The sequence below is a fragment of the Aeromonas sp. 2MA4 genome (assembly GCF_029237305.1).
Taxonomy (GTDB): Bacteria; Pseudomonadota; Gammaproteobacteria; order Enterobacterales; family Aeromonadaceae; genus Aeromonas; species Aeromonas salmonicida.
Genome location: NZ_JAACFY010000017.1, coordinates 12,110 through 30,812, shown reverse-complemented (window position 1 = coordinate 30,812; position 18,703 = coordinate 12,110). Strand labels below are relative to the sequence as shown.

The following is an 18,703-nucleotide window of genomic DNA, read 5'->3' as shown; positions in this document are numbered from 1 at the left end:
AATGGGGGATCCTGAGGGATCAGCGGCCTCGTCGTGCCAGCTGCCTGAGGCCATAGGCTATCGCAAATGTCTCGTACGCGCACAGCGGGACGGCGAGCCCTTGCCAACAAGCCAGGTTGTCAAGTGATGTCCCATGGGCGGTGAAACAGGCCCGTTCCAGCGCAGCAAGTCTGGCTGCCAGGTGGGGATCCTGGCGACAGGGCAGGGTGGTGAGGTGGGCATGACGCCGGTGCCAGCGCAGACCGGCCCACTTTAGCAGAGCCTGTCTGGCATGGTTTGCATCTGCGCGCTGCAGCGTTTGTTGCAAGCGGTAGAAGGCGTGCCAACGTGGCCACCCTTGCCAGAGTGCGCGCAGCAGCAGAGCCCAGATAACCCAGTAGAGGCTCTCATCACTGGGGCCAACAGGCCCGCGTTCTGCAGGCGTGGTTTCATCCATGTGCACCGATATGGCAGGTAGACGAGCATGTTCGATGCGCCCGTTTTGGGTGTTGAACCAGGGCACTTCTATGGCTGGCAGCAGATAGTCGCCAGGCTCGGTGGCCGTGAGGGCCTGACGCCACTGGCGCTCGAAACGCAGCGCCCCTTTGGCCAGAAAGCGCTCCTGTTGTTGCTCTCCGTCCGGCCTTGCCTGCATGCCAGCAGGCATATTCGCAGAGATCCCCGCCAGTTGGGACAAGGCTCGCGTGCCATCACCCCCTTCCATTGTCAGCGTCAGCGTGCGGATCACCGGCTCGCCGGCCCTGGCGCCCGAAGCGGGACTCAACTGCTGGTTCAGGGTCAGCTGGCTTGCCACGGGTTGCACCGGCGCCTTGTCAATCTTCACAAACAGGGTAGCGGCTCTGGCCGAGAGGGGGTCGCTGGTGCCGTTATCCTGCGGTAAACGGCCCTGAAAACGCGGCGAGGCCAGTGGGTGGAGCCCGGGGGCTCTGGCTTGCAACAGCCAGCTGCGGGTCAGCCGACCCGGCAATCCCGGTCCTGCCGGGGCTTGCCATTGATCATCCCCGAGTCGACGTATGGTAAAAGCGTCACTGTCGGGTTCGGTGAGATTGGGGGCCTCCATGTTGGCTGGCAGCCAGAGGCTGAGCTCATAGATGAAGGGCTGACCGGGATAGAGGGGCCCCTGATGCAGCACCCTGGCCTGCAATTCGATGGGAGAGAGGGCTGCCTGGCTGGGTGCGGATACAAGAGTCCCGGTCTGGCTGCGTTTTGGCAACGGCACCTCAGGGGTCTGTTCCGATCCCAGTGACAGTGCGGGAACAATATGGGGACCGTCATCCAGGGTATGCAGCGGGATCTGCCAGCGGGTCAGGCTGTGGACTGGCGTTGTGACCCGGCTGATGGTCACCTTGCCCACCGCGAACTGGCGCAGCAGGGGGGCGATGATGAGCTCGTTGCTCTGACGCTCCCCGTCCGCTTCTACGATAAGCAACCAGTCGCGGCTGTCCGCACCCGGCAGCAGCTCGGCCCGTGGCGGTGCTGCCAGCACTGGATGTGCAAACAGCCAGAGCAGCAGCCAGCAAGGGAGCAAGAAGCGAAGAAGAGGCGCGCTCTTTACCAAGGCTCTTCTCCTTTGTACTCCTGGCCCCATTCTGTCTTGAGCAACTGACGGCGCTGAGCCTCTTTGCGCAGCCGCTGCTCCAGCAGCAACACTGGTGGCGAGGGGGGGAGCTGGCTGTCCGGCGAGGCCGCTTGCTCGGGAGCGTCTATGGGGTCGGGATCCTGCGCCTGTGGGGTCGCTTGCGGTGGCTGAGCCCGCAGCAGCGCAAGGTTGTAGCGTGCATCCTCGTGATTGGGCTCCTTCGCCAACGCAGCCAGATAGGCTTGCTCGGCAGCGACAAGGTTACCGAGTTGCACCAGTGCGTTGCCCCGGTTGTAGTGAGCAGTGGCACTGGTTGCACTCGCATAGGCGGCGGCGGCCTGGGCATAGTCGCCGGCTCTGTACCAGGCATTACCACGCCAGAGCGGATCCTTGAAGTCGCGTGCTGCAGCCAGATAGCGTCCCTGTTGATAGGCTTGCCAGGCCTGGCTCTCCTGCACGGATAAAGAGGTAGTGGGAGCTGCCTGCAAGGGCTGTGGGTTGAGGATCCCGAATCCGGTCCCCAGCAACAGCAGCCAGAGTGTGCCGACGCGGGCCAGCAGAGCCAATGGCAGCAGGGGCAGCAACAACCAGAGGCCGAGATCCTGCGACTGATTGGCCGTCAATGTCTGGGTCATGGGGAGCGGTGCAAAGCGTGGAAGCCCCGCCTGCAACCACCGCAACTGGCCACCCAGCTCGCGGGCAAGCTGTTGCATGATCGTCACATCGGGGGCTGGCAGCTCGCGGCCGAGCGCTGCACCAAAGCCCTGCACTTCGCCGGAGACGGGGGGCAACCGGCTGGCCTTGCCGCCGCTGGCGAGCAATATATCCAGGCGTGGCGCTGCACCTTCATGGCAAAACAGCTCGCCCTGGCAGGGCCAGAGTGCGCGGATCCGGTCAGCCTGTCTTGCCGAGAGGCCGTCGCTGATCAGCAGCAGTCGTGCACGCTGGCCTGGGGCGATCTGGCTGAGGGCCAGCGCCACGGCGCGCTCAGGGGCACTCCCCTGTTTGGGCATGATGGCCGGACGCAGGTCGGGCAACAGCAGCACTATGGCCTGATGATCCCGGGTGGCAGGCATGGCGAGGTAGGCATCACCGGCAAACAGAATAAGGGCGATGGGGCGCCCCTCTTTGTTCGGGAGGGCCTCGGCCAGCATATCTTGCAGCAGCAGGCGCACCCGGGTTGCCCGGTCCGGCAGCAGATCGGTGGCCAGCATGGAGCGGGAGAGATCCAGCAACCAGATGTCGAGGGCGGGGGATGCAATGGACTGGCTCTGCTGGCGCAGGGCGGGGCCACTCAAAGCCAGTATGACGGGCAGACAGGCCAGCCAGAGCCAGGGACGGGGGCTGTGGCGTCCCGGCAGCAGGTAGGCCTGCATGGCGGGGGCGAGCAGAGGGGCCTGTTTGCGACGACGCCAGCCCTGCCACAACCAGGGCAACAGGGCCAGCAGCCAGAGCGGGCGTAGCAGTATCAGCTCCATGACGGCCATCCGGGGCCATGGCGATCAATCATGGGTGTCTCCCCGTTGCAGTTGGGGGGGCAAACGCAGCAGGCGGGGCCAGTGCAGACGGTCGGGCCACATCAGCAACAGCCAGGCGAGTGCCAGGGGCCAGGGATAGAGCTCCCGGTTCGGCAGATAGCGGGTCCGGGCCGTGGCGGCAGGCTCCAGGGTATCCAGGGTCTGGTTGATGGCATCGAGATCGCCCTGGGTCCTGGCGCGGAAATAGCGGCCCTGACCCACTTTGGCCAGCTGTTGCAGCAGGGCCTCGTCCAGCTCGGCGCTGGGGTCGCTTTGCGCCGGTTGCAGCGCGTCGACGAAGGTATCGGGGTCGGCACCCACCCCCAGGGTGTAGAGGGTCATGCCGCTGGCGGCAGCCCGCCGGGCCTCACTCAGGGGATCGGCGCTGCCCGCCGTGTTGCGGCCATCTGTGACCAGCAGCAGGGCCGTGGGGCGTTTGGGATCTGCATGCTGGCGAGCCAGCAGTATGGCTTCTCCCAGCGCAGTGGTGCGGCCAACCAGATCAAAATCGAGCTCACGGGTCAAGGTCAGCAGGGCCTTGGTCTCCTGGGTCAGGGGGGAGAGCAGGTAAGCGTGATCGGCGAAGACAACGAGGGCGATGCGATCGCCGGGGCGCGTCTCGATCAGTCGGCTTATCTGCTGGCGTACCGCGCTGAGCCTGTCCCGCTGCTCCCCCTCATCCAGCATGTCCTGGGTGCGCATGCTGTCGGAAAGGTCTACCGCCAAAATGAGATCCCGGCTGCTCTGGTAAGTGACCAGGGGGCGCTCCTGCCATTGAGGACGGCACAGGGCCAGCACCAGGGCGCACCAGCACAGCGTCATCCGCCAGAGTGGCTGGCCGGCATGGGGCCGCAGCAGGGGAAAGCCGTCGTGCAGCAGCAGGGTTCGGTTTTGTTTGTCAGCAGAGAGCGGCGGCAGGCCGAAGCGCACCAGCAATGGCAGCACCAACGCCAGCGCAAACCAGGGCCAGGCGAGGATCATGATGGCCTCCGGTCACGCAGGTGCCTGACACCTTGCTGCCAGCGGTTGAGCAAGACGGCCATCCCGGATGGCAGCCAGATGCAGGCTCGCCCCCAACTCAGGTAGGCGCAGCGCAGTGCCTTGAGTTGCCTGGCGTTTGGCACCCCCTGGCCATAGAGCCATTGGGGCCACTGGAGGGCAAATTCCCTGAAGCGGCAGCCCCCTTTACTGTCCAGAAACGCGAGCCAGGCATCCCCTTGCAAGGTGCGCACCTCGGGCCAGCGGCGTAGGGCTGCTTCGCGCAGCACGGTTTGCAATCGGGGCACCAGATCCGGCGCCTCCCAGTCAATTTGTCGCTGCCAGCGGCGATAGCGTCCAAGGTTTTTCAGCGTCATGCAGATCAGCACGGCAATCAGAAGAGTGATCAGCAGCCCCCACCAGCCCTGAATACGGGGATCTGATGCTGCAACCAGCATGGGGCCCGGGTGTATGTCACGCAGTTGCGCCGCCAGAGGTGAGAGGGGCGGGATTGTGGCCACGGCAGTGGATGCGCTGGCGAGCAGCATGCTTAAAACAGACGACATGCGCCCTCCTGCCACTGCTGTTGCAGCGACTGGCCGTTGTCGAGCCGGTAGAGGCGTTGTACCAGCGGCAGTAATTGTTGGTGGCACTGGCGGGCCAGACGTTCGGCAGCCAGTTGGTAGCGATGAGCAAAGCCAGGCTCAGTGGCATCGAGCCAGCCGTTCTGTCTGCCTGCCTGTACGGCCAGCCGTCCCTGGCTTGGCAGGCTCGCCTCCAGCGGATCCCGGATCTGCCAGCAGTGGATGTCGTGGCGCCGCCCGAGCAGTTGCAACTGCTGGCTGAGCGACTCATCGCAGGGTTGGTGGTCGGTGATCAGTGTCAATCTGGCGCCGTGAGGCAGGCTGAGTCGCGCCAGCGTCCGGGCCAGGGATTGGGATTGCAACGGCGTGCGATCCAGCCCCTCGTCATAGTGATGGCAAAGGGCTTCCAGCAAGGGCACCAGAGAGCCGCGCTGGGGGTGGATATGAAACTCGGCGCCGTGGCAGATCAGGGTGTTGGCCTGTTTCTCTCCCTGCCACAGCAGGGCTGCGGCCAGCTCACAGCCCAGTCGGGCCTTGAGTTGTATCCGTGAGCCAAAGTACATGGCAGGGGAGAGATCAATCAGCAGCCAGTGGGCCTGATCTTGCTCCTCGCTGTAGAGTCGGGTATAGGGGCGACCGAGCCGGGCTGTGACCCGCCAGTCGATGTGGCGCACCTCATCCCCCGCCTGATAGGCGCGCAGCTCGCGAAAGGTGAGCCCCGGCATGCGGCCAAGCCTGCCCTGCTGGGCCGGTTGGACGTGAGCCCTCGGCCCCTGTCTCGCCCACAGCCTGATGGCCAGCAACTGGGCCAGGGTGAGGGCAATATCGGGGTGTGCGCGGGGCTCGTCCGGTCTGGTCATGGGCATGGGGTTGCTAGGGGCATGGTATCGCGTCCAGTAGCCGGGCTATCAGGGTGTCGTTATCAAGATTGTCGGCCAATGCCTGATAACTGGGAATGAGGCGGTGGCGCAGTATGGCGGGGGCCAATTGCTGTATGTCCTCCGGCAGCACGAAATCCCGTCCGGCGAGCCAGGCCTGGGCGCGGGCGGCGCGGGCCAGGCCTATGCTGGCCCTGGGACTGGCACCGACGGCAATGAAGGGTTCAAGCTCGGGACACAGGCCGCTACCCGGGCGGGTGGCGCACACCAGTTGCACCAGATAGTGCTCAAGCCGCCCCTGCATCTGTACCTCTTGAACGCCGGTGCGGGCTGCCAGCAGATCTGCCTGACTCAGGGTCACTGGCGGGGGGGCTAGTTGCTCGCCCCGGGCGTTGAGCTGCAAGATGGCGAGCTCCATGGCTGGGCTCGGGTAATCCACCATCAATTTAAGCAAGAAGCGGTCGAGCTGGGCCTCCGGCAACGGATAGGTCCCCTCCTGCTCGATGGGGTTCTGGGTCGCTGCGACCATGAACAGCGGCGGCAGGCGCCAGCTCTTCTTGCCTACCGTTATCTGGTGCTCGGCCATCGCCTCCAGCAACGCGGATTGCACCTTGGCGGGAGCCCGGTTGATTTCATCGGCCAGCACCAGGTGATTGAACAGGGGGCCTGGCTGGAACACGAAGCTGGCATCTTGCGGGTGAAACACCTCGCTGCCGGTGAGATCGGCAGGTAGCAGATCGGGGGTAAACTGGATACGGGCGAAGCGCCCCTCCACCGCACTGGCCAGTGCCTTGACGGCACGGGTTTTGGCAAGGCCGGGCGCCCCCTCGATTAACACATGTCCTTCACATAGCAGGGCGATCAGCAGCCCCTCAATGAGGGCGCCCTGTCCCAGGATCTGGCTTGCCAGATAGTCTCTCAGTTGTCTGAACTCGGCCGCTGCCATGGGATGAACCCGTTGTTTTTATGGACGTTGTTCTTTTTATACTCCAGTTGTTCCAAGAGGGCGAGGGAGGGGGCCAAGATGACGGCAATTTAGTTTCAATCAGCCGTATGAAATTTGTGAGTGGATTGTTAAGATGTGGCCCAATGAGGTCAGACCTCTGCCTTTTAACCCAAGGAGCCAGGATGAAACAGCCATTGAAACTGACGACTCGCCAGGGCGAACGGATTGCCGTCGTGGCGGGTCTGCGTACCCCTTTTGCCAAACAGGCCACCGCCTTTCACAGCGTGCCTGCGGTGGATCTTGGCAAGCTGGTGGTGAGTGAACTGCTCGCCCGTACCAGCCTCGATCCCAAGCTTATCGACCAGCTGGTGTTCGGCCAGGTGGTGCAGATGCCGGAAGCGCCCAACATAGCCCGCGAAATCGTGCTCGGTACCGGCATGAGCGTCACCACGGATGCCTATAGCGTGTCCCGTGCCTGCGCCACCAGTTTCCAGGCGGTGGCCAACGTCACTGAATCCATCATGGCCGGCACGGTCGACATCGCCATTGCCGGTGGTGCCGACTCCTCTTCCGTGTTGCCCATCGGGGTCAGCAAGAAGCTGGCCCGCGCCCTGGTGGATCTCAACAAGGCGCGCAATCTGCAGCAGCGCTTCAATATTCTGCGTGCACTGCGACTCAAGGACCTGATGCCGGTTCCCCCTGCCGTGGCTGAATACTCCACCGGCCTCTCCATGGGACAGACCGCCGAGCAGATGGCCAAGAGCCACCAGATCAGCCGCGAGGCGCAAGATGCGCTGGCCCATCGCTCCCACACCCTGGCGGCGCAAGCATGGGCCGATGGCAAGCTGAGCGGCGAGGTGTTCACCGCCCACGTGCCCCCCTACAAGTCGCCGCTGGAGCGGGACAACAACATCCGCGAGAGCTCTGATTTGGCGAGCTACGCCAAGCTCAAACCCGTGTTTGACCGGGTGCATGGCACAGTCACTGCGGCCAACGCCACCCCGCTGACCGACGGTGCCGCCGCCGTGCTGTTGATGCGGGAAGGGCGAGCAAAAGAGCTGGGGCTGGAACCACTCGGCTATATTCGCAGCTTCGCGTTTTCCGCCATCGACGTATGGCAAGACATGCTGATGGGCCCCTCCTATGCGACGCCGCTGGCGCTGGAGCGCGCTGGCATCACACTCGCGGATCTGACCCTGATCGACATGCACGAAGCCTTTGCCGCCCAGACCCTGGCCAACCTCAAGATGTTTGCGAGCGCCGAGTTTGCCCGTGACAAGTTGGGGCGCAGTCAAGCCATCGGTGAAGTGGACATGGACAAGTTCAACGTCCTCGGTGGCTCCCTGGCCTATGGTCACCCTTTTGCCGCGACCGGTGCGCGCATGATCACCCAGACGCTTCATGAGTTGCGTCGTCGGGGTGGGGGATTGGGGCTCAATACCGCCTGTGCGGCGGGCGGGCTCGGTGTGGCCATGGTGTTGGAGGTGGAATGATGAGTGCGAAGACTTTTTCCCTGACGGTACGTCAGGATGGCATCGGTATCCTCACCATGGACGTACCGGGCGAGAGCATGAATACCCTGAAGGCCGCCTTCGTGGACGAGATCCGTGCCGTGCTGGCCGAGGTGAAGAATAACAGCGAGCTGATCGGGCTGGTGGTGGTCTCCGGCAAGAAGGACTCCTTCATCGCCGGTGCCGACATCAGCATGCTGGCGGCCTGTACCAGTGCCGAAGATGCCCAGACCCTCTCTCGCGAAGGGCAGATCATCTTCGCCGAGATCGAGTCGCTGGCCATTCCGGTGATCGCCGCCATTCACGGTCCCTGCCTCGGTGGCGGGCTGGAGCTGGCACTGGCCTGCCATGGCCGTGTGGTGACCGACCACGGCAAAACCGTGCTGGGATTGCCGGAAGTACAGCTCGGCCTGCTGCCGGGCTCTGGCGGAACCCAGCGTTTGCCGCGCCTCATCGGCGTGGCCAAGGCTCTGGATCTGATGCTGACCGGCAAGCAGGTGCGGGCCAAACAGGCCAAGAAGTTGGGGCTGGTGGATGATGTGGTGCCGCCTTCTATCCTGCTGGATGCTGCCATCAAGTTGGCCAAGCAGGGCAAACCCCGCCATCAGTTGAAACGGGATCTGCAAGGCAAGGTGCTGGAGACCAATGCGCTGGGTCGCAAGGTGCTGTTCGATCAGGCACGCAAAGGCGTCATGAGCAAAACCCGCGGCAACTATCCGGCGCCGGAGCGGATCCTGGAGGTGGTGCGCATCGGTGTGGAAGAGGGGATGCAGGCCGGTCTGGCCGCTGAATCCCGCCACTTTGGCGAGCTGGTGATGACGGCGGAATCCGCCGCCCTGCGCTCCCTCTTCTTTGCCACTACCGAGATGAAGAAAGAGGTCACCTATCAGGGTGCCGAGCCACGCAAGGTCACCCATGCCGCCGTGCTGGGCGGGGGCCTGATGGGGGGCGGTATCGCCTTCGTCACCGCCACCAAGGCGGGGGTGCCAGTGCGGATCAAGGATGTGGCGAGCGCCGGTATTGGCAATGCCATGCGTTACAGCTACGACATTCTGGCCAAGAAGCTCAAGCGTCGTCACATTCTGCGCAGCGAGCTGGAAAAACAGATGAGCCTGCTCTCCGGCACCCTGGATTACTCCGGGTTCCATCGGGTAGACATGGTGGTGGAGGCGGTGTTTGAAGATCTCGCCCTCAAACACCAGATGGTGAAAGAGGTGGAGCGCGAATGCGGTGAACACACTGTGTTTGCCTCCAACACCTCCTCCCTGCCCATCCATCAGATAGCGGCAGAAGCGGCGCACCCGGAGCGGATCGTGGGGCTGCACTATTTCAGTCCGGTGGACAAAATGCCGCTGGCCGAGATCATTCCCCACGCCGGCACCAGCGCCGAGACGGTGGCCACCACGCTGGCGTTTGCCCGTGCCCAGGGCAAGACCCCGATAGTGGTGAAAGACGAGGCCGGTTTCTACGTCAACCGCATCCTGGCGCCCTACATGAACGAGGCGGCCCGCCTTGTGCTGGAAGGGGAGCCGGTGGAGGTACTGGACAGTGCCCTGCTGGACTTCGGTTTCCCGGTCGGCCCCATTACCCTGCTCGATGAGGTGGGGATCGATGTGGGGGCCAAGATCTCCCCCATCCTCGAGAAAGAGCTGGGTGGCGAGCAGTTCCAGGCACCCAAGGCGTTCGACAAGCTGCTGCAAGACGATCGCAAAGGGCGCAAGAACGGCAAGGGTTTCTACCTCTATGGCAAGGCTGCACCACGCAATCGGCTTACCGGCAAAGAGGGCAAGAAAAAGGTCGATGAGAGCGTTTACGCCGTGCTCGGGGTCAAGCCTGCGCCCAAGCAATCCAGGATGGAAATTGCCGAGCGCTGCGTGCTGATGATGCTCAATGAAGCAGCCATGGCGCTGGACAGCGGTGTGGTAGCCTCGGCGCGAGATGGCGACATTGGTGCCATCTTCGGCATCGGCTTCCCGCCCTTCCTCGGTGGCCCGTTCCGTTACATGGACACCCTCGGCATCGACCATCTGGTGGAGCGTCTCGAGCACTACCAGAAACGCTATGGCGACCGATTTGCCCCATGCGATCGCCTCAAGGCAATGGCTGCGGAGCAGCAGCGTTTCTACGGGTAACACTTGTCGGAAACCTGAATCATGCTCTGCCTAATGGCCCGAGCAGGATGAAAGTGGTGGCCTGTTGCCTCGGATAACAAAAGACCCCCCTCAATGGCATGAGGGGGGTCTTTTTGTATTGCTATCCCGCTAGGGTGGCTTGCACGGGATGTGACTGCGATCGGCTAGATCCTCAAGCCGAGGAGTCAGGCCTTTTTCAGGTAGGCGGCGACCAGCACTATCTGTACGCCGTTGACCTTGCCTTCGATGTGCAGCGGGTTGTTGGTCAGGCGGATGCCCTTGACCAGGGTGCCGCGCTTGGCGGTGAAGCCGCCGCCCTTGACGTCCAGATCCTTGATCAAGGTAACAGAGTCCCCTTCGACCAGCACGGCGCCGTTGGAATCCAGGGTCGGTACGCTGTCGTCATCGTCGCCAGCCTGGCCAGCTTCGGCCCAGGCCTTGGTCTCGTCTTCCATGTACATCATGTCCAGCATGTCCTGAGCCCACACTTCGCCCTGGCCGGACAGGGCTTTCAGCTGACGCCACGCCATGACCTGCACGGCAGGAACCTGGCTCCACATGCTGTCGCCCAGGCAACGCCAGTGATTGACCACTGTGGTGTCCGGCTGTTCCAGCTGGCCACGGCAGGTGTCACACAGGGCAAGGCTGTGATCATCATCGCTGGCCGGTGAGTGGGGCACAGCGAAGGCAGTCAGTGCCTGTTCGGCGCCGCACAGTTCACACTTGGCGCCTGCGCGCGCTTGCAGGATGGCATTGATGGTCATGTTTTGGTTCCATTCATGTTGGTAAAATGGCCCGCCTTGAGCGAACCAGGGTAAAGAGGGGGCGGAATATAGCATAAAACCCCTCTCTTTGTCAGGCCAACGCCCAGGCTCCGGGTTGTTTGCCTGGTTGACGCCTGTGCTTATAGTCGCCTGCCGGGGCAAGGCCTGGGTTAATGACCGCCGGTCAGGCCCAAGCCCGGTCTCATGGCGGCCGATCCGCATTGGCGAGTGCTTTTTGGGAAGGGATCGCTAAAATGAGCCTCTTTTTTGACTGCAAGGCAGGGGCAAGCGTGCTGGCTCAACGTTTTCAACAACTGGATAGATTGCTGACCGAGACTCGGCGCTGGTGGCAATACCAACCCTATCATCACCTGAACCTGGCTTTTGCCGACGAGGCTCCCGCGCTGGCCGCACAGCTCAACGCCATGCCCCTCGAGCAGATCAATCGGCTCGATGGTGACATGGGGGCCCTGTGCGACCTGCTCGCCCCCTGGATCCCGGCGGGGGAGACGCTACACGCCTTGAGTGAACTTGCGCTATTTACCCCGGAGCCCATCCAGTGCGCCAAGGAGATGGCGCTGCACATGCCGGGGCGCAAGCAGGCGCAGATAGAAGCCTTTACTGGCTGCCTGCCACCCCATCAAGGCCCCTATCTGGAGTGGTGCGCAGGCAAGGGCCATCTGGGGCGGCTGGTCTCCCTGCATCGCCGGGCAGAGATCCTGAGCCTGGAGCTGCAAGGCCCGCTTTGTGAAGAGGGCCGTCGACTGGCGTCCCGCGACGGAGCTCGCATGCATTTCGTGCAGGCGGATGCCTTTGCGGCCGATGCCGGCCAGTTGCTCGTCACGGATCACCACGCCATGGCGCTGCACGCCTGTGGCGAGCTGCACACCCATTTGTTGACGCTGGTGGCAGAACGTGGTGCCCAGGGGGTGACCATCTCCCCTTGTTGCTATCACTTGATCCGCGGCACCCACTATCGCCCCTTGTCTGCTGCTGCCAAGGCCAGCGCGCTTGCGCTTGCCAAGGCGGATCTGCGGCTGCCGCTGCAGGAAACAGTCACGGCCGGCGCGCGCATCTCCCGCCTGCGCGAGCTGGAGGTGGTGTGGCGGCTCGGCTTTGACTGCCTGCAGCGTCAGGTGCGCGGGGTGAACGAATACCTGCCGGTGCCCAATATGCAAAAAAGCCTGCTCACCGGCAGCTTCGAGGCGTTTTGTGAATGGGCGGCCGAGCGCAAGGGGATAGCCCTGCCTGCGGGGATGGATCTTGCCGCATTTCTGGCCATGGGGGAGGCGCGTTATGGTGATGTCGCCCGCATGGAGCTGGTGCGCCATCTGTTTCGTCGTCCGCTCGAGATCTGGTTAGTGCTCGATCGGGCGCTCTTCCTGCAAGAGCAGGGCTACCGGGTGGAAGTGGGCGAGTTTTGTGCCAAACCCATGACGCCGCGCAATGTTTTGATCCGTGCCGTGCGATCCTCGCTCGCATGAACCTGTGAGTGGTCTGCCCCGGATTACCGCTGCTGCCAGCGGGGCAATCCGGGGATCATCAGACAAGTCATTGTCATGACCAATGGCCAGGATAAGAGGCTGAGGCAGGGCGATTATCATGCTGCTCCTGTCTTTCTCTATCCTGTTTCGACATACCAGTGGTATGCCCACGTGTCAGGCCGACATTCAGTCTCTCTTTTTATATACTTTTCATGGCCCACTGCCACTAAGTGAAATGGCTCACAGAATCGTTTTATTTCTTAATTTTTGATGAGAATTTAGTTATAAAAAGGCCTATTCTCGGGATGAACTTTTCCGAGACAAGGACTGTACCCCATGTTCAAACCCAAGCACTCTGCCTGGTTAGTTGCTGCTGCCTGTGCATTGCCAAGTTATGCCGCCATGAATATTCAGCCCGATCCACAAAATGCCGGTGGATATGTGATTGCTGCGCCAGAATTGGCCGTCGTTGAAAAAAGCAAAACTGCCAATCCCATGTATGGCGTCTGGTCAAAAGCATTGGCAACTCGGCCAAATAATATTGTCGATGCCATCATGCCAAGAGCCGCCAGCAATCCGGATAACGTCAAGCGGGTGGAGCGGGTGTTCACGGAGTCTGACTGGGAATATTTAACCCAGATGGCAGCGCCGGAATATACCTATGAACGATTCTTGCGGGCCATAGGCAAATTCCCGGCTTTTTGTGGTGAATATACCGATGGTCGGGATTCGGATGCCATCTGCAAAAAATCCATAGTGACCGCCTTTGCCCATTTTTCCCAGGAGACGGGTGGTCATATCAGCAAAGACAATATCTCTGATAATCCGCTGGCGCTGGAGGAGTGGCAACAGGCACTGGTGCATGTGCGTGAAATGGGCTGGTCAGAGGGGCAGGCGGGTTACACCACTGGGTGTGGGCAAAATGACTGGCAGAACAAGAAGTGGCCTTGCAGCACAGGGCAGGGTTATTTCGGTCGCGGCGCAAAGCAGCTCTCTTATCACTTTAACTACGGTGCCTTCTCCGAGGCGATGTTTGACGGCGATGCCTCTGTGCTGCTCAACAACCCGGGGCTGGTGGCCGACTCCTGGTTGAACCTGGCGTCCGCCATCTGGTTCTTCCTCACCCCCCAGGCACCCAAACCCGCCATGCTGCATGTGATTGACCGCACCTGGGTGCCCTCCCAGCGCGAGATAGCAGCCGGCATCGGCTACGGCTTTGGCACCACCATCAACGTCATCAACGGTGGCATAGAGTGTGGTGAACAGAACAAGGACAAGGGCCAACCGGTCAACCGGATCCGTTATTGGGAGGGGTTGGCCGAGCATTACCAGATCCCCGTCAAGGCCGACGAGAAGAACACCTGCTGGCAGCAGACCCCCTACGGCAGCCTGAATCTGAACGGTGCCACCGATGTGCTTTATACCAACTGGGATGGCAACTGGAAGTACTACCCGGACAGACCCGGCGGTTACTCCTTCGAATGTGAGCTGGTGGGTTTTCAGACCGCCTATTCTGCCCTGGTGCCGGGAGACTACGAAAAGTGTGTGACCAACTTTTACGGCTCCCATGCCAACTGGCCGAAAGTGCGCATTGTCGCCAAGCTCGATCCCGCACCGGTCGATCCGGTTGATCCGCCCGTTGACGGGCATGCTGCCAAGGTTTATACGGCGGGGGCCAAGGTCAGTCATAAGGGGGCTGTTTATCAGGCCAAATGGTGGACTCAGGGTAATGAACCCGGCAAGGGCGATCCTTGGGCGCTGGTGCCGGCCAAGTGAGATACGTGTATTTTTCACTGTACTGACGTCATCAGTCTTGCATGTGACGAAATAATGAGAAGGGAGGCATCTTGCCTCCCTTCTATTGTGGTTTTTAGTATCAACCCATTTAATGGATTGGCGGTTTTTATATACACCTGCGGCTAAGGTACATCGATGCAAGTAAACGAAGATGCATCAATCTCTTCTTGGCTAAGCAGCCCGAACTTCAATATTCTGGAACTGCATTTAGATGACTGCCACGGCTTGCAATTGCTGACGGATAACATGCACTCATTACCTGAGCAAAGGTAACTGGTTTGATTTAGGCGATTCAGCGCATTACGTTCATAGATAGACGCAATCACTGCGCCAACATTGGCTGCCGTATCTCCCTCACAAGAAAAACGCTCAACCATGATGTCTGTATTGGCGTGTCGAAACACCTGCGCAAGGCTGATTGGCAAGGTATCCCGTATTGGATTTGACATATGATCATATCGCCACACTATGCCTGCACCTATCACGACACCCACCAGAAGCAAGGCCGCTGACTCAAACTTTTTCAATAGTGATCCCCTGTCGCTTGGATATTTGTCGTGCGGTATCTGTGACCTGTTTATGGCCATGATGGCAGATGGCAGATGGCAGATGGCAGATGGCAATACGCTATTTATTATCATGTCGCCGAGGTCGTTGGTATAACCATGTTTCATTGGTGTTTTGTGAGGCAGTTAATGGCGAGGGTGCGACAGGAATGGTACTCATCTGATGCGAAATCTGGCCGAAGAACGGCTTGGATCCGTCTTGTTAGGGAGGCGTTATGCAAGGACATTGTTTGTGCGGTGGCATCGTTGTGTCGACCGGAGATCACCAGGAGGTCAATCTCTGCCACTGCACCACCTGCCGGCGCTGGTCGGGTGGGCCGCTGTTTGCGGTGCATTGCGGTGCGGACGTGCGCTTCACCGGGATCGCCCCTGTCGCCTATCGATCATCGGAGTGGGCGGAGCGCGGATTTTGCCCCACCTGCGGCACTCACCTCTTCTATCATCTGCTGCCGACGGATGAGTACATAGTGCCAGCCGGTCTTTTCCAGATGGAAAGGTTCCAGCTAACGAGCCAGATCTTCATCGATGAGAAGCCTGACTTTTACGAGTTGAAGAACGAGACGCCCACCCTGACCGGCCAGCAGGTGTTCGAGCAGTTTGCGCCCAAGCCATGATGTCGCCTTCTTGATCAGCTCATGTGTTATGACGTGCCGGGTGCGGATCACTCAGCCACCTCATTGGTGCAGGCTCGGCAGGACTTCCCTGAGCAGGTCTGGATCGAGGCAGGCATTGAAGATGCTTAACTCGTAGGGCCCTTCGATGGTGTGTATTGGGATTCACGGTTTCATCTGCCAAGAGCTGCGCATCAACCCTTGTTGCAAAAAGCGTGTGAGGTGCTGGCAGGTGCAGGTTGGCAGATCCTCTCCAGTGGTGGGCGGGACAAGGTCCGTTTTGCTGTGCTGCTGCGTCAGACCTGAATTTAGCATCATTCAGGTCTGACGCGGAGAGTCTTGGTGTGGTCACATTCCGGCTTACGGCTGCTCAGTTGCCTCTTTGATGCAGCAGTTTCGCCCCTGTTTTTTGGCCAGATAGAGCGCTGTATCGGCCCGGCGCACCATGTTGTCGACGTTATCTTGTGGGCCTTGACTGGCGCTGATGCCGATACTGACGGTAAGCGGGATCTCGATGTCGGCGCCCAATGGGTGGCTCTCTGACGCTATGGCTAGCCGGATCCGCTCTGCACTGGCCCAAGCCAGATCCAGCGAGGTTTCCGGCAGCAAGATGATGAACTCCTCGCCGCCCCAGCGGCCCAGTATGTCCACCTCCCGCAGTTGCTTGGCAATACGCCTCACCAGACTGAGGATCGCCTGATCCCCTTGCTGATGGCCGTGTGTGTCGTTGACTTGCTTGAAGTGATCGATGTCGAGCAGCAGCAGACTCATGGTATGGCCGAAACGCTGGCAGCGCTGCACTTCCTGCTTGACCAGCTCGTCGAAGCGGCGCCGGTTGGCGATCCCGGTCAGGGGATCCGTGGTGGCCGCCACTTTCAGCTCTTCCACCAGACGGGCCCGCTCCGAAATGTCCCGCAGTATGGCGGTCATCTCCGTGGTTTGGCCCAGATTGATCTTGGCGATGGTCACTTCCAGCGGAAATTCACTGCCATCGCGGCGCAAACCCATGACGGAGGCACGGGCGTGCATGGGGCGCGAGTTGATGGGGGAGTTGCTGAAGGCTCTGAAATAGCTCTCGTGGTTGGAGCGAAAGCGCAGTGGCAAAAGGGTTTCCAGCCGTTTGCCCACATAGCTCTCATCGACCCCGAACATCTCGCAGGCAGCGGTATTGATGAGCTCGATACGGGATTCGCTGCTGACGCTGATGATGCCGTCATAGGCCGAATTCACCACAGCTTCGAAACGCTTTCGACTCATTTTGAGTGCATCTTCCAGCTGCTTTTTGGCCGTGATGTCGATGGCGGTGACAATGATGCGGGTGATCCGGGACTGTTCGGGAATGATGATGGGGGAGAGGATGAAACGCCACCAGCTGGTACGCGACAGAGTATCGATGGGAAGCTCGCTCTCCAGCCCGGTTTGCTGGCTGACACAGTCATGCATCGGCTGCTCTATGCTGCCGGTGATGTAGCGGGGAAACATCTCATTGAGTCGTTTGCCTATGGTGCCCGGCACATCCAGCTCGAATGCCTGGGCAAAGGTATCGTTGGCCGAGACCAGGATGAAGCGATCATCCGCATCCAGGGAAAACACCGCCACCGCCGCACCGATGGCATCGAGAGATGATTTGATCTCGGCATGAGAACCCTTTGTAAACATGCAACCTCCATGGCGAATAACACATTGATATTCAGTATAGTGCTGCCGATTTACTCGTTGCGGGAGGCATATGGAGCTTTGATGTGAAGGTGGAGGCCTGATGCCTTGCTGACGTCACCAAGACGGCAACGGCAGCTCGTCGAGAAGCGAGCGCTATTCCTCTATGTCCAGCAGCACCAGGATGGCGCTGTCGCCGCCCCATTCACGGGGGGCTTGATGGAAGGCGCGCACATTGGGGTGCTGGGCCAGCCAGCTCGGGATCCGCTGCTTGAGGATGTGTTTGCCGATGCCGTGCATCACGGAGGCGACATGGATGTTCTCTTTCTGGCAGAGGGTGAGCAGGGCGGCCAGCTCCTGTTTTGCCTGCTGCTGGTTCATGCCGTGCAGATCCAGATAAATCTCCGGCGGATAGATGCCGCGTTTGAGCTTTTTCAGCTCGAATTTTGACACATCGTCACGCACGTAACGGGTCGGGCCATCCTCATCGAGATGGGGCTGGTACTCGTCGCTGAAAAAGTGGCCAACCCCAAGCTTTTCGCGGCTTTCCCGCAGTTCGCGTTTCTGCTTGACCGGGCGCAGGTCGGCCCTTATGGTATCTTGCTTAATTTTCCGGGTACCTTTGACAGCATCGCGAAACAGCAGGCTTTCCTCGATCGTCGGTGAGGGCGTTTTTTTCATCAGAGGCTCATTTGTCAGGTATGCGTCTTGCCCGCTATACAGTGGGTGCTCGGGCCGGATATTACTCGACTTGGAGGTGGATTTGGACAAGATATTTATCGATGAGGTGGTTGCCGAGATGCACACCATCCAGGACATGTTGCGCTGGGCCATGAGTCGTTTCAACGACGCCGGGATCTTCTACGGACATGGTACCGACAACGCCTGGGATGAGGCCGTGCAGCTGGTACTGCCCGCGCTACATCTGCCGCCTGACGTGGATCCGGGCATGCGCCACTCTCGTCTGACCACCAGCGAGCGCCATCGCATCGCCGAACTCATCATTCGCCGCGTGCAAGAACGCGTGCCGGCCGCCTACCTGACCAACAAGGCCTGGTATGCCGGTTGGGAGTTCTACGTGGATGAGCGGGTACTCATTCCCCGTTCGCCGATTGCCGAGATGGTGGCCAACCGCTTCGCCCCCTTCCTCAAGCATGAACCGACCCGGATCATGGATCTCTGTACCGGTTCAGGTTGCATCGCCATCATCATGGCTCACGAATTCCCGGATGCGGAAGTGGACGCCATCGACATCAGCGTCGATGCACTGAACGTGGCCGAGCGCAACATCACCGATCACGGTCTGGAGCAGCAGGTTATCCCGATCCGCTCCGATCTGATGCGTGATCTGCCGGTGGGTGACAAATACGATCTCATTGTCTCCAACCCGCCCTATGTGGACTCCGAAGACATGTCGGACTTGCCACAGGAGTTTCGTCACGAGCCGGAACTGGCGCTGGCTTCCGGTTCCGACGGACTCAAGCTCACCAAGCGTCTGCTGGCCAATGCCGCCGACTTCCTCAAGGATGATGGCGTGCTGGTGGTCGAAGTGGGCAACAGCATGATCCACCTGGAAGCCCAGTTCCCGGAAGTGCCCTTTACCTGGGTCGAGTTCGAGAACGGCGGTCACGGCGTGTTCGTGATGACCAAGTCCGAGCTGGAGCAGTACCAGGATCATTTCGCGATTTACAAAAGCTAAG

General features: G+C 60.7%; 16 protein-coding genes. 6 read left to right on the top strand and 10 right to left on the bottom strand.

Annotated elements, in window-relative coordinates:
• Positions 1-19 precede the first annotated feature (19 nt).
• From GWQ31_RS16395 to GWQ31_RS16370, 6 genes are read right to left on the bottom strand one after another with little or no spacing between them, the layout of a single operon-like run.
• On the bottom strand, positions 20-1,528 hold the full coding sequence (locus GWQ31_RS16395; protein WP_275909868.1) for a hypothetical protein: 1,509 nt from the start codon (positions 1,526-1,528) through the stop codon (positions 20-22).
• A 23-nt stretch (positions 1,529-1,551) separates the two neighbouring features.
• A complete protein-coding gene (locus tag GWQ31_RS16390) occupies positions 1,552-3,057 on the bottom strand; it encodes a VWA domain-containing protein (RefSeq protein ID WP_275909829.1) in 1,506 nt (501 codons plus the stop codon).
• A 24-nt stretch (positions 3,058-3,081) separates the two neighbouring features.
• Positions 3,082-4,077 carry a VWA domain-containing protein gene (locus GWQ31_RS16385; protein WP_265421757.1) on the bottom strand — a complete coding sequence of 332 codons (996 nt, stop codon included), beginning with the start codon at positions 4,075-4,077 and terminating at the stop codon, positions 3,082-3,084.
• On the bottom strand, positions 4,074-4,640 hold the full coding sequence (locus GWQ31_RS16380; RefSeq protein ID WP_275909828.1) for a DUF4381 domain-containing protein: 567 nt from the start codon (positions 4,638-4,640) through the stop codon (positions 4,074-4,076). Before GWQ31_RS16380 ends, GWQ31_RS16385 begins: the two co-directional genes overlap by 4 nt.
• Entirely contained in the window at positions 4,625-5,518 is an 894-nt protein-coding gene (locus tag GWQ31_RS16375; RefSeq protein ID WP_275909867.1) for a DUF58 domain-containing protein, read from the bottom strand. The genes GWQ31_RS16380 and GWQ31_RS16375 overlap by 16 nt, the downstream gene beginning before the upstream one ends.
• 13 nt (positions 5,519-5,531) lie before the next feature.
• Positions 5,532-6,482, bottom strand: coding sequence for a MoxR family ATPase (locus tag GWQ31_RS16370; protein WP_021140047.1), 951 nt, complete (start codon positions 6,480-6,482; stop codon positions 5,532-5,534).
• Positions 6,483-6,664: 182 nt separating this feature from the next.
• On the opposite strand from GWQ31_RS16370, the gene fadI reads away from it, so the two are divergent.
• A complete protein-coding gene (fadI, locus tag GWQ31_RS16365; protein ID WP_275909827.1) occupies positions 6,665-7,975 on the top strand; it encodes an acetyl-CoA C-acyltransferase FadI in 1,311 nt (436 codons plus the stop codon).
• Complete coding sequence (fadJ, locus tag GWQ31_RS16360; RefSeq protein WP_275909826.1) at positions 7,975-10,125, top strand: fatty acid oxidation complex subunit alpha FadJ; 2,151 nt, start codon at positions 7,975-7,977, stop codon at positions 10,123-10,125. The genes fadI and fadJ overlap by 1 nt, the downstream gene beginning before the upstream one ends.
• A 185-nt stretch (positions 10,126-10,310) precedes the next feature.
• Here fadJ and GWQ31_RS16355 read toward each other — a convergent pair whose 3' ends face one another.
• On the bottom strand, positions 10,311-10,889 hold the full coding sequence (locus tag GWQ31_RS16355; RefSeq protein ID WP_017412092.1) for an alkylphosphonate utilization protein: 579 nt from the start codon (positions 10,887-10,889) through the stop codon (positions 10,311-10,313).
• 254 nt (positions 10,890-11,143) lie between these two features.
• Between GWQ31_RS16355 and GWQ31_RS16350 the strand changes: the two genes are divergently transcribed.
• Together GWQ31_RS16350 and GWQ31_RS16345 are read left to right on the top strand one after the other, a co-directional pair.
• Complete coding sequence (locus tag GWQ31_RS16350; protein ID WP_275909825.1) at positions 11,144-12,373, top strand: methyltransferase; 1,230 nt, start codon at positions 11,144-11,146, stop codon at positions 12,371-12,373.
• Positions 12,374-12,709: 336 nt separating this feature from the next.
• Positions 12,710-14,149 carry a chitinase gene (locus GWQ31_RS16345; RefSeq protein WP_275909824.1) on the top strand — a complete coding sequence of 480 codons (1,440 nt, stop codon included), beginning with the start codon at positions 12,710-12,712 and terminating at the stop codon, positions 14,147-14,149.
• A gap of 143 nt (positions 14,150-14,292) precedes the next feature.
• Here GWQ31_RS16345 and GWQ31_RS16340 read toward each other — a convergent pair whose 3' ends face one another.
• The gene (locus GWQ31_RS16340; RefSeq protein ID WP_275909823.1) at positions 14,293-14,697 is read right to left on the bottom strand and encodes a hypothetical protein; all 405 of its coding nucleotides are present in this window, start codon (positions 14,695-14,697) and stop codon (positions 14,293-14,295) included.
• 254 nt (positions 14,698-14,951) lie between these two features.
• On the opposite strand from GWQ31_RS16340, the gene GWQ31_RS16335 reads away from it, so the two are divergent.
• Positions 14,952-15,350 carry a GFA family protein gene (locus GWQ31_RS16335; RefSeq protein ID WP_011898674.1) on the top strand — a complete coding sequence of 133 codons (399 nt, stop codon included), beginning with the start codon at positions 14,952-14,954 and terminating at the stop codon, positions 15,348-15,350.
• A 357-nt stretch (positions 15,351-15,707) separates the two neighbouring features.
• Here GWQ31_RS16335 and GWQ31_RS16330 read toward each other — a convergent pair whose 3' ends face one another.
• Together GWQ31_RS16330 and smrB are read right to left on the bottom strand one after the other, a co-directional pair.
• Positions 15,708-17,006 (bottom strand): diguanylate cyclase, encoded by a 1,299-nt coding sequence (locus tag GWQ31_RS16330; protein WP_058393944.1) that lies wholly within the window; start codon positions 17,004-17,006, stop codon positions 15,708-15,710.
• Positions 17,007-17,159: 153 nt separating this feature from the next.
• Positions 17,160-17,684: an endonuclease SmrB gene (smrB, locus tag GWQ31_RS16325; protein ID WP_108536440.1), complete on the bottom strand. Its 525-nt coding sequence runs from the start codon at positions 17,682-17,684 to the stop codon at positions 17,160-17,162.
• An 82-nt stretch (positions 17,685-17,766) separates the two neighbouring features.
• Here smrB and prmB point away from each other — a divergent pair, with 82 nt between their 5' ends.
• Positions 17,767-18,702 (top strand): 50S ribosomal protein L3 N(5)-glutamine methyltransferase, encoded by a 936-nt coding sequence (prmB, locus tag GWQ31_RS16320; RefSeq protein ID WP_275909822.1) that lies wholly within the window; start codon positions 17,767-17,769, stop codon positions 18,700-18,702.
• Position 18,703: the final 1 nt, after the last annotated feature.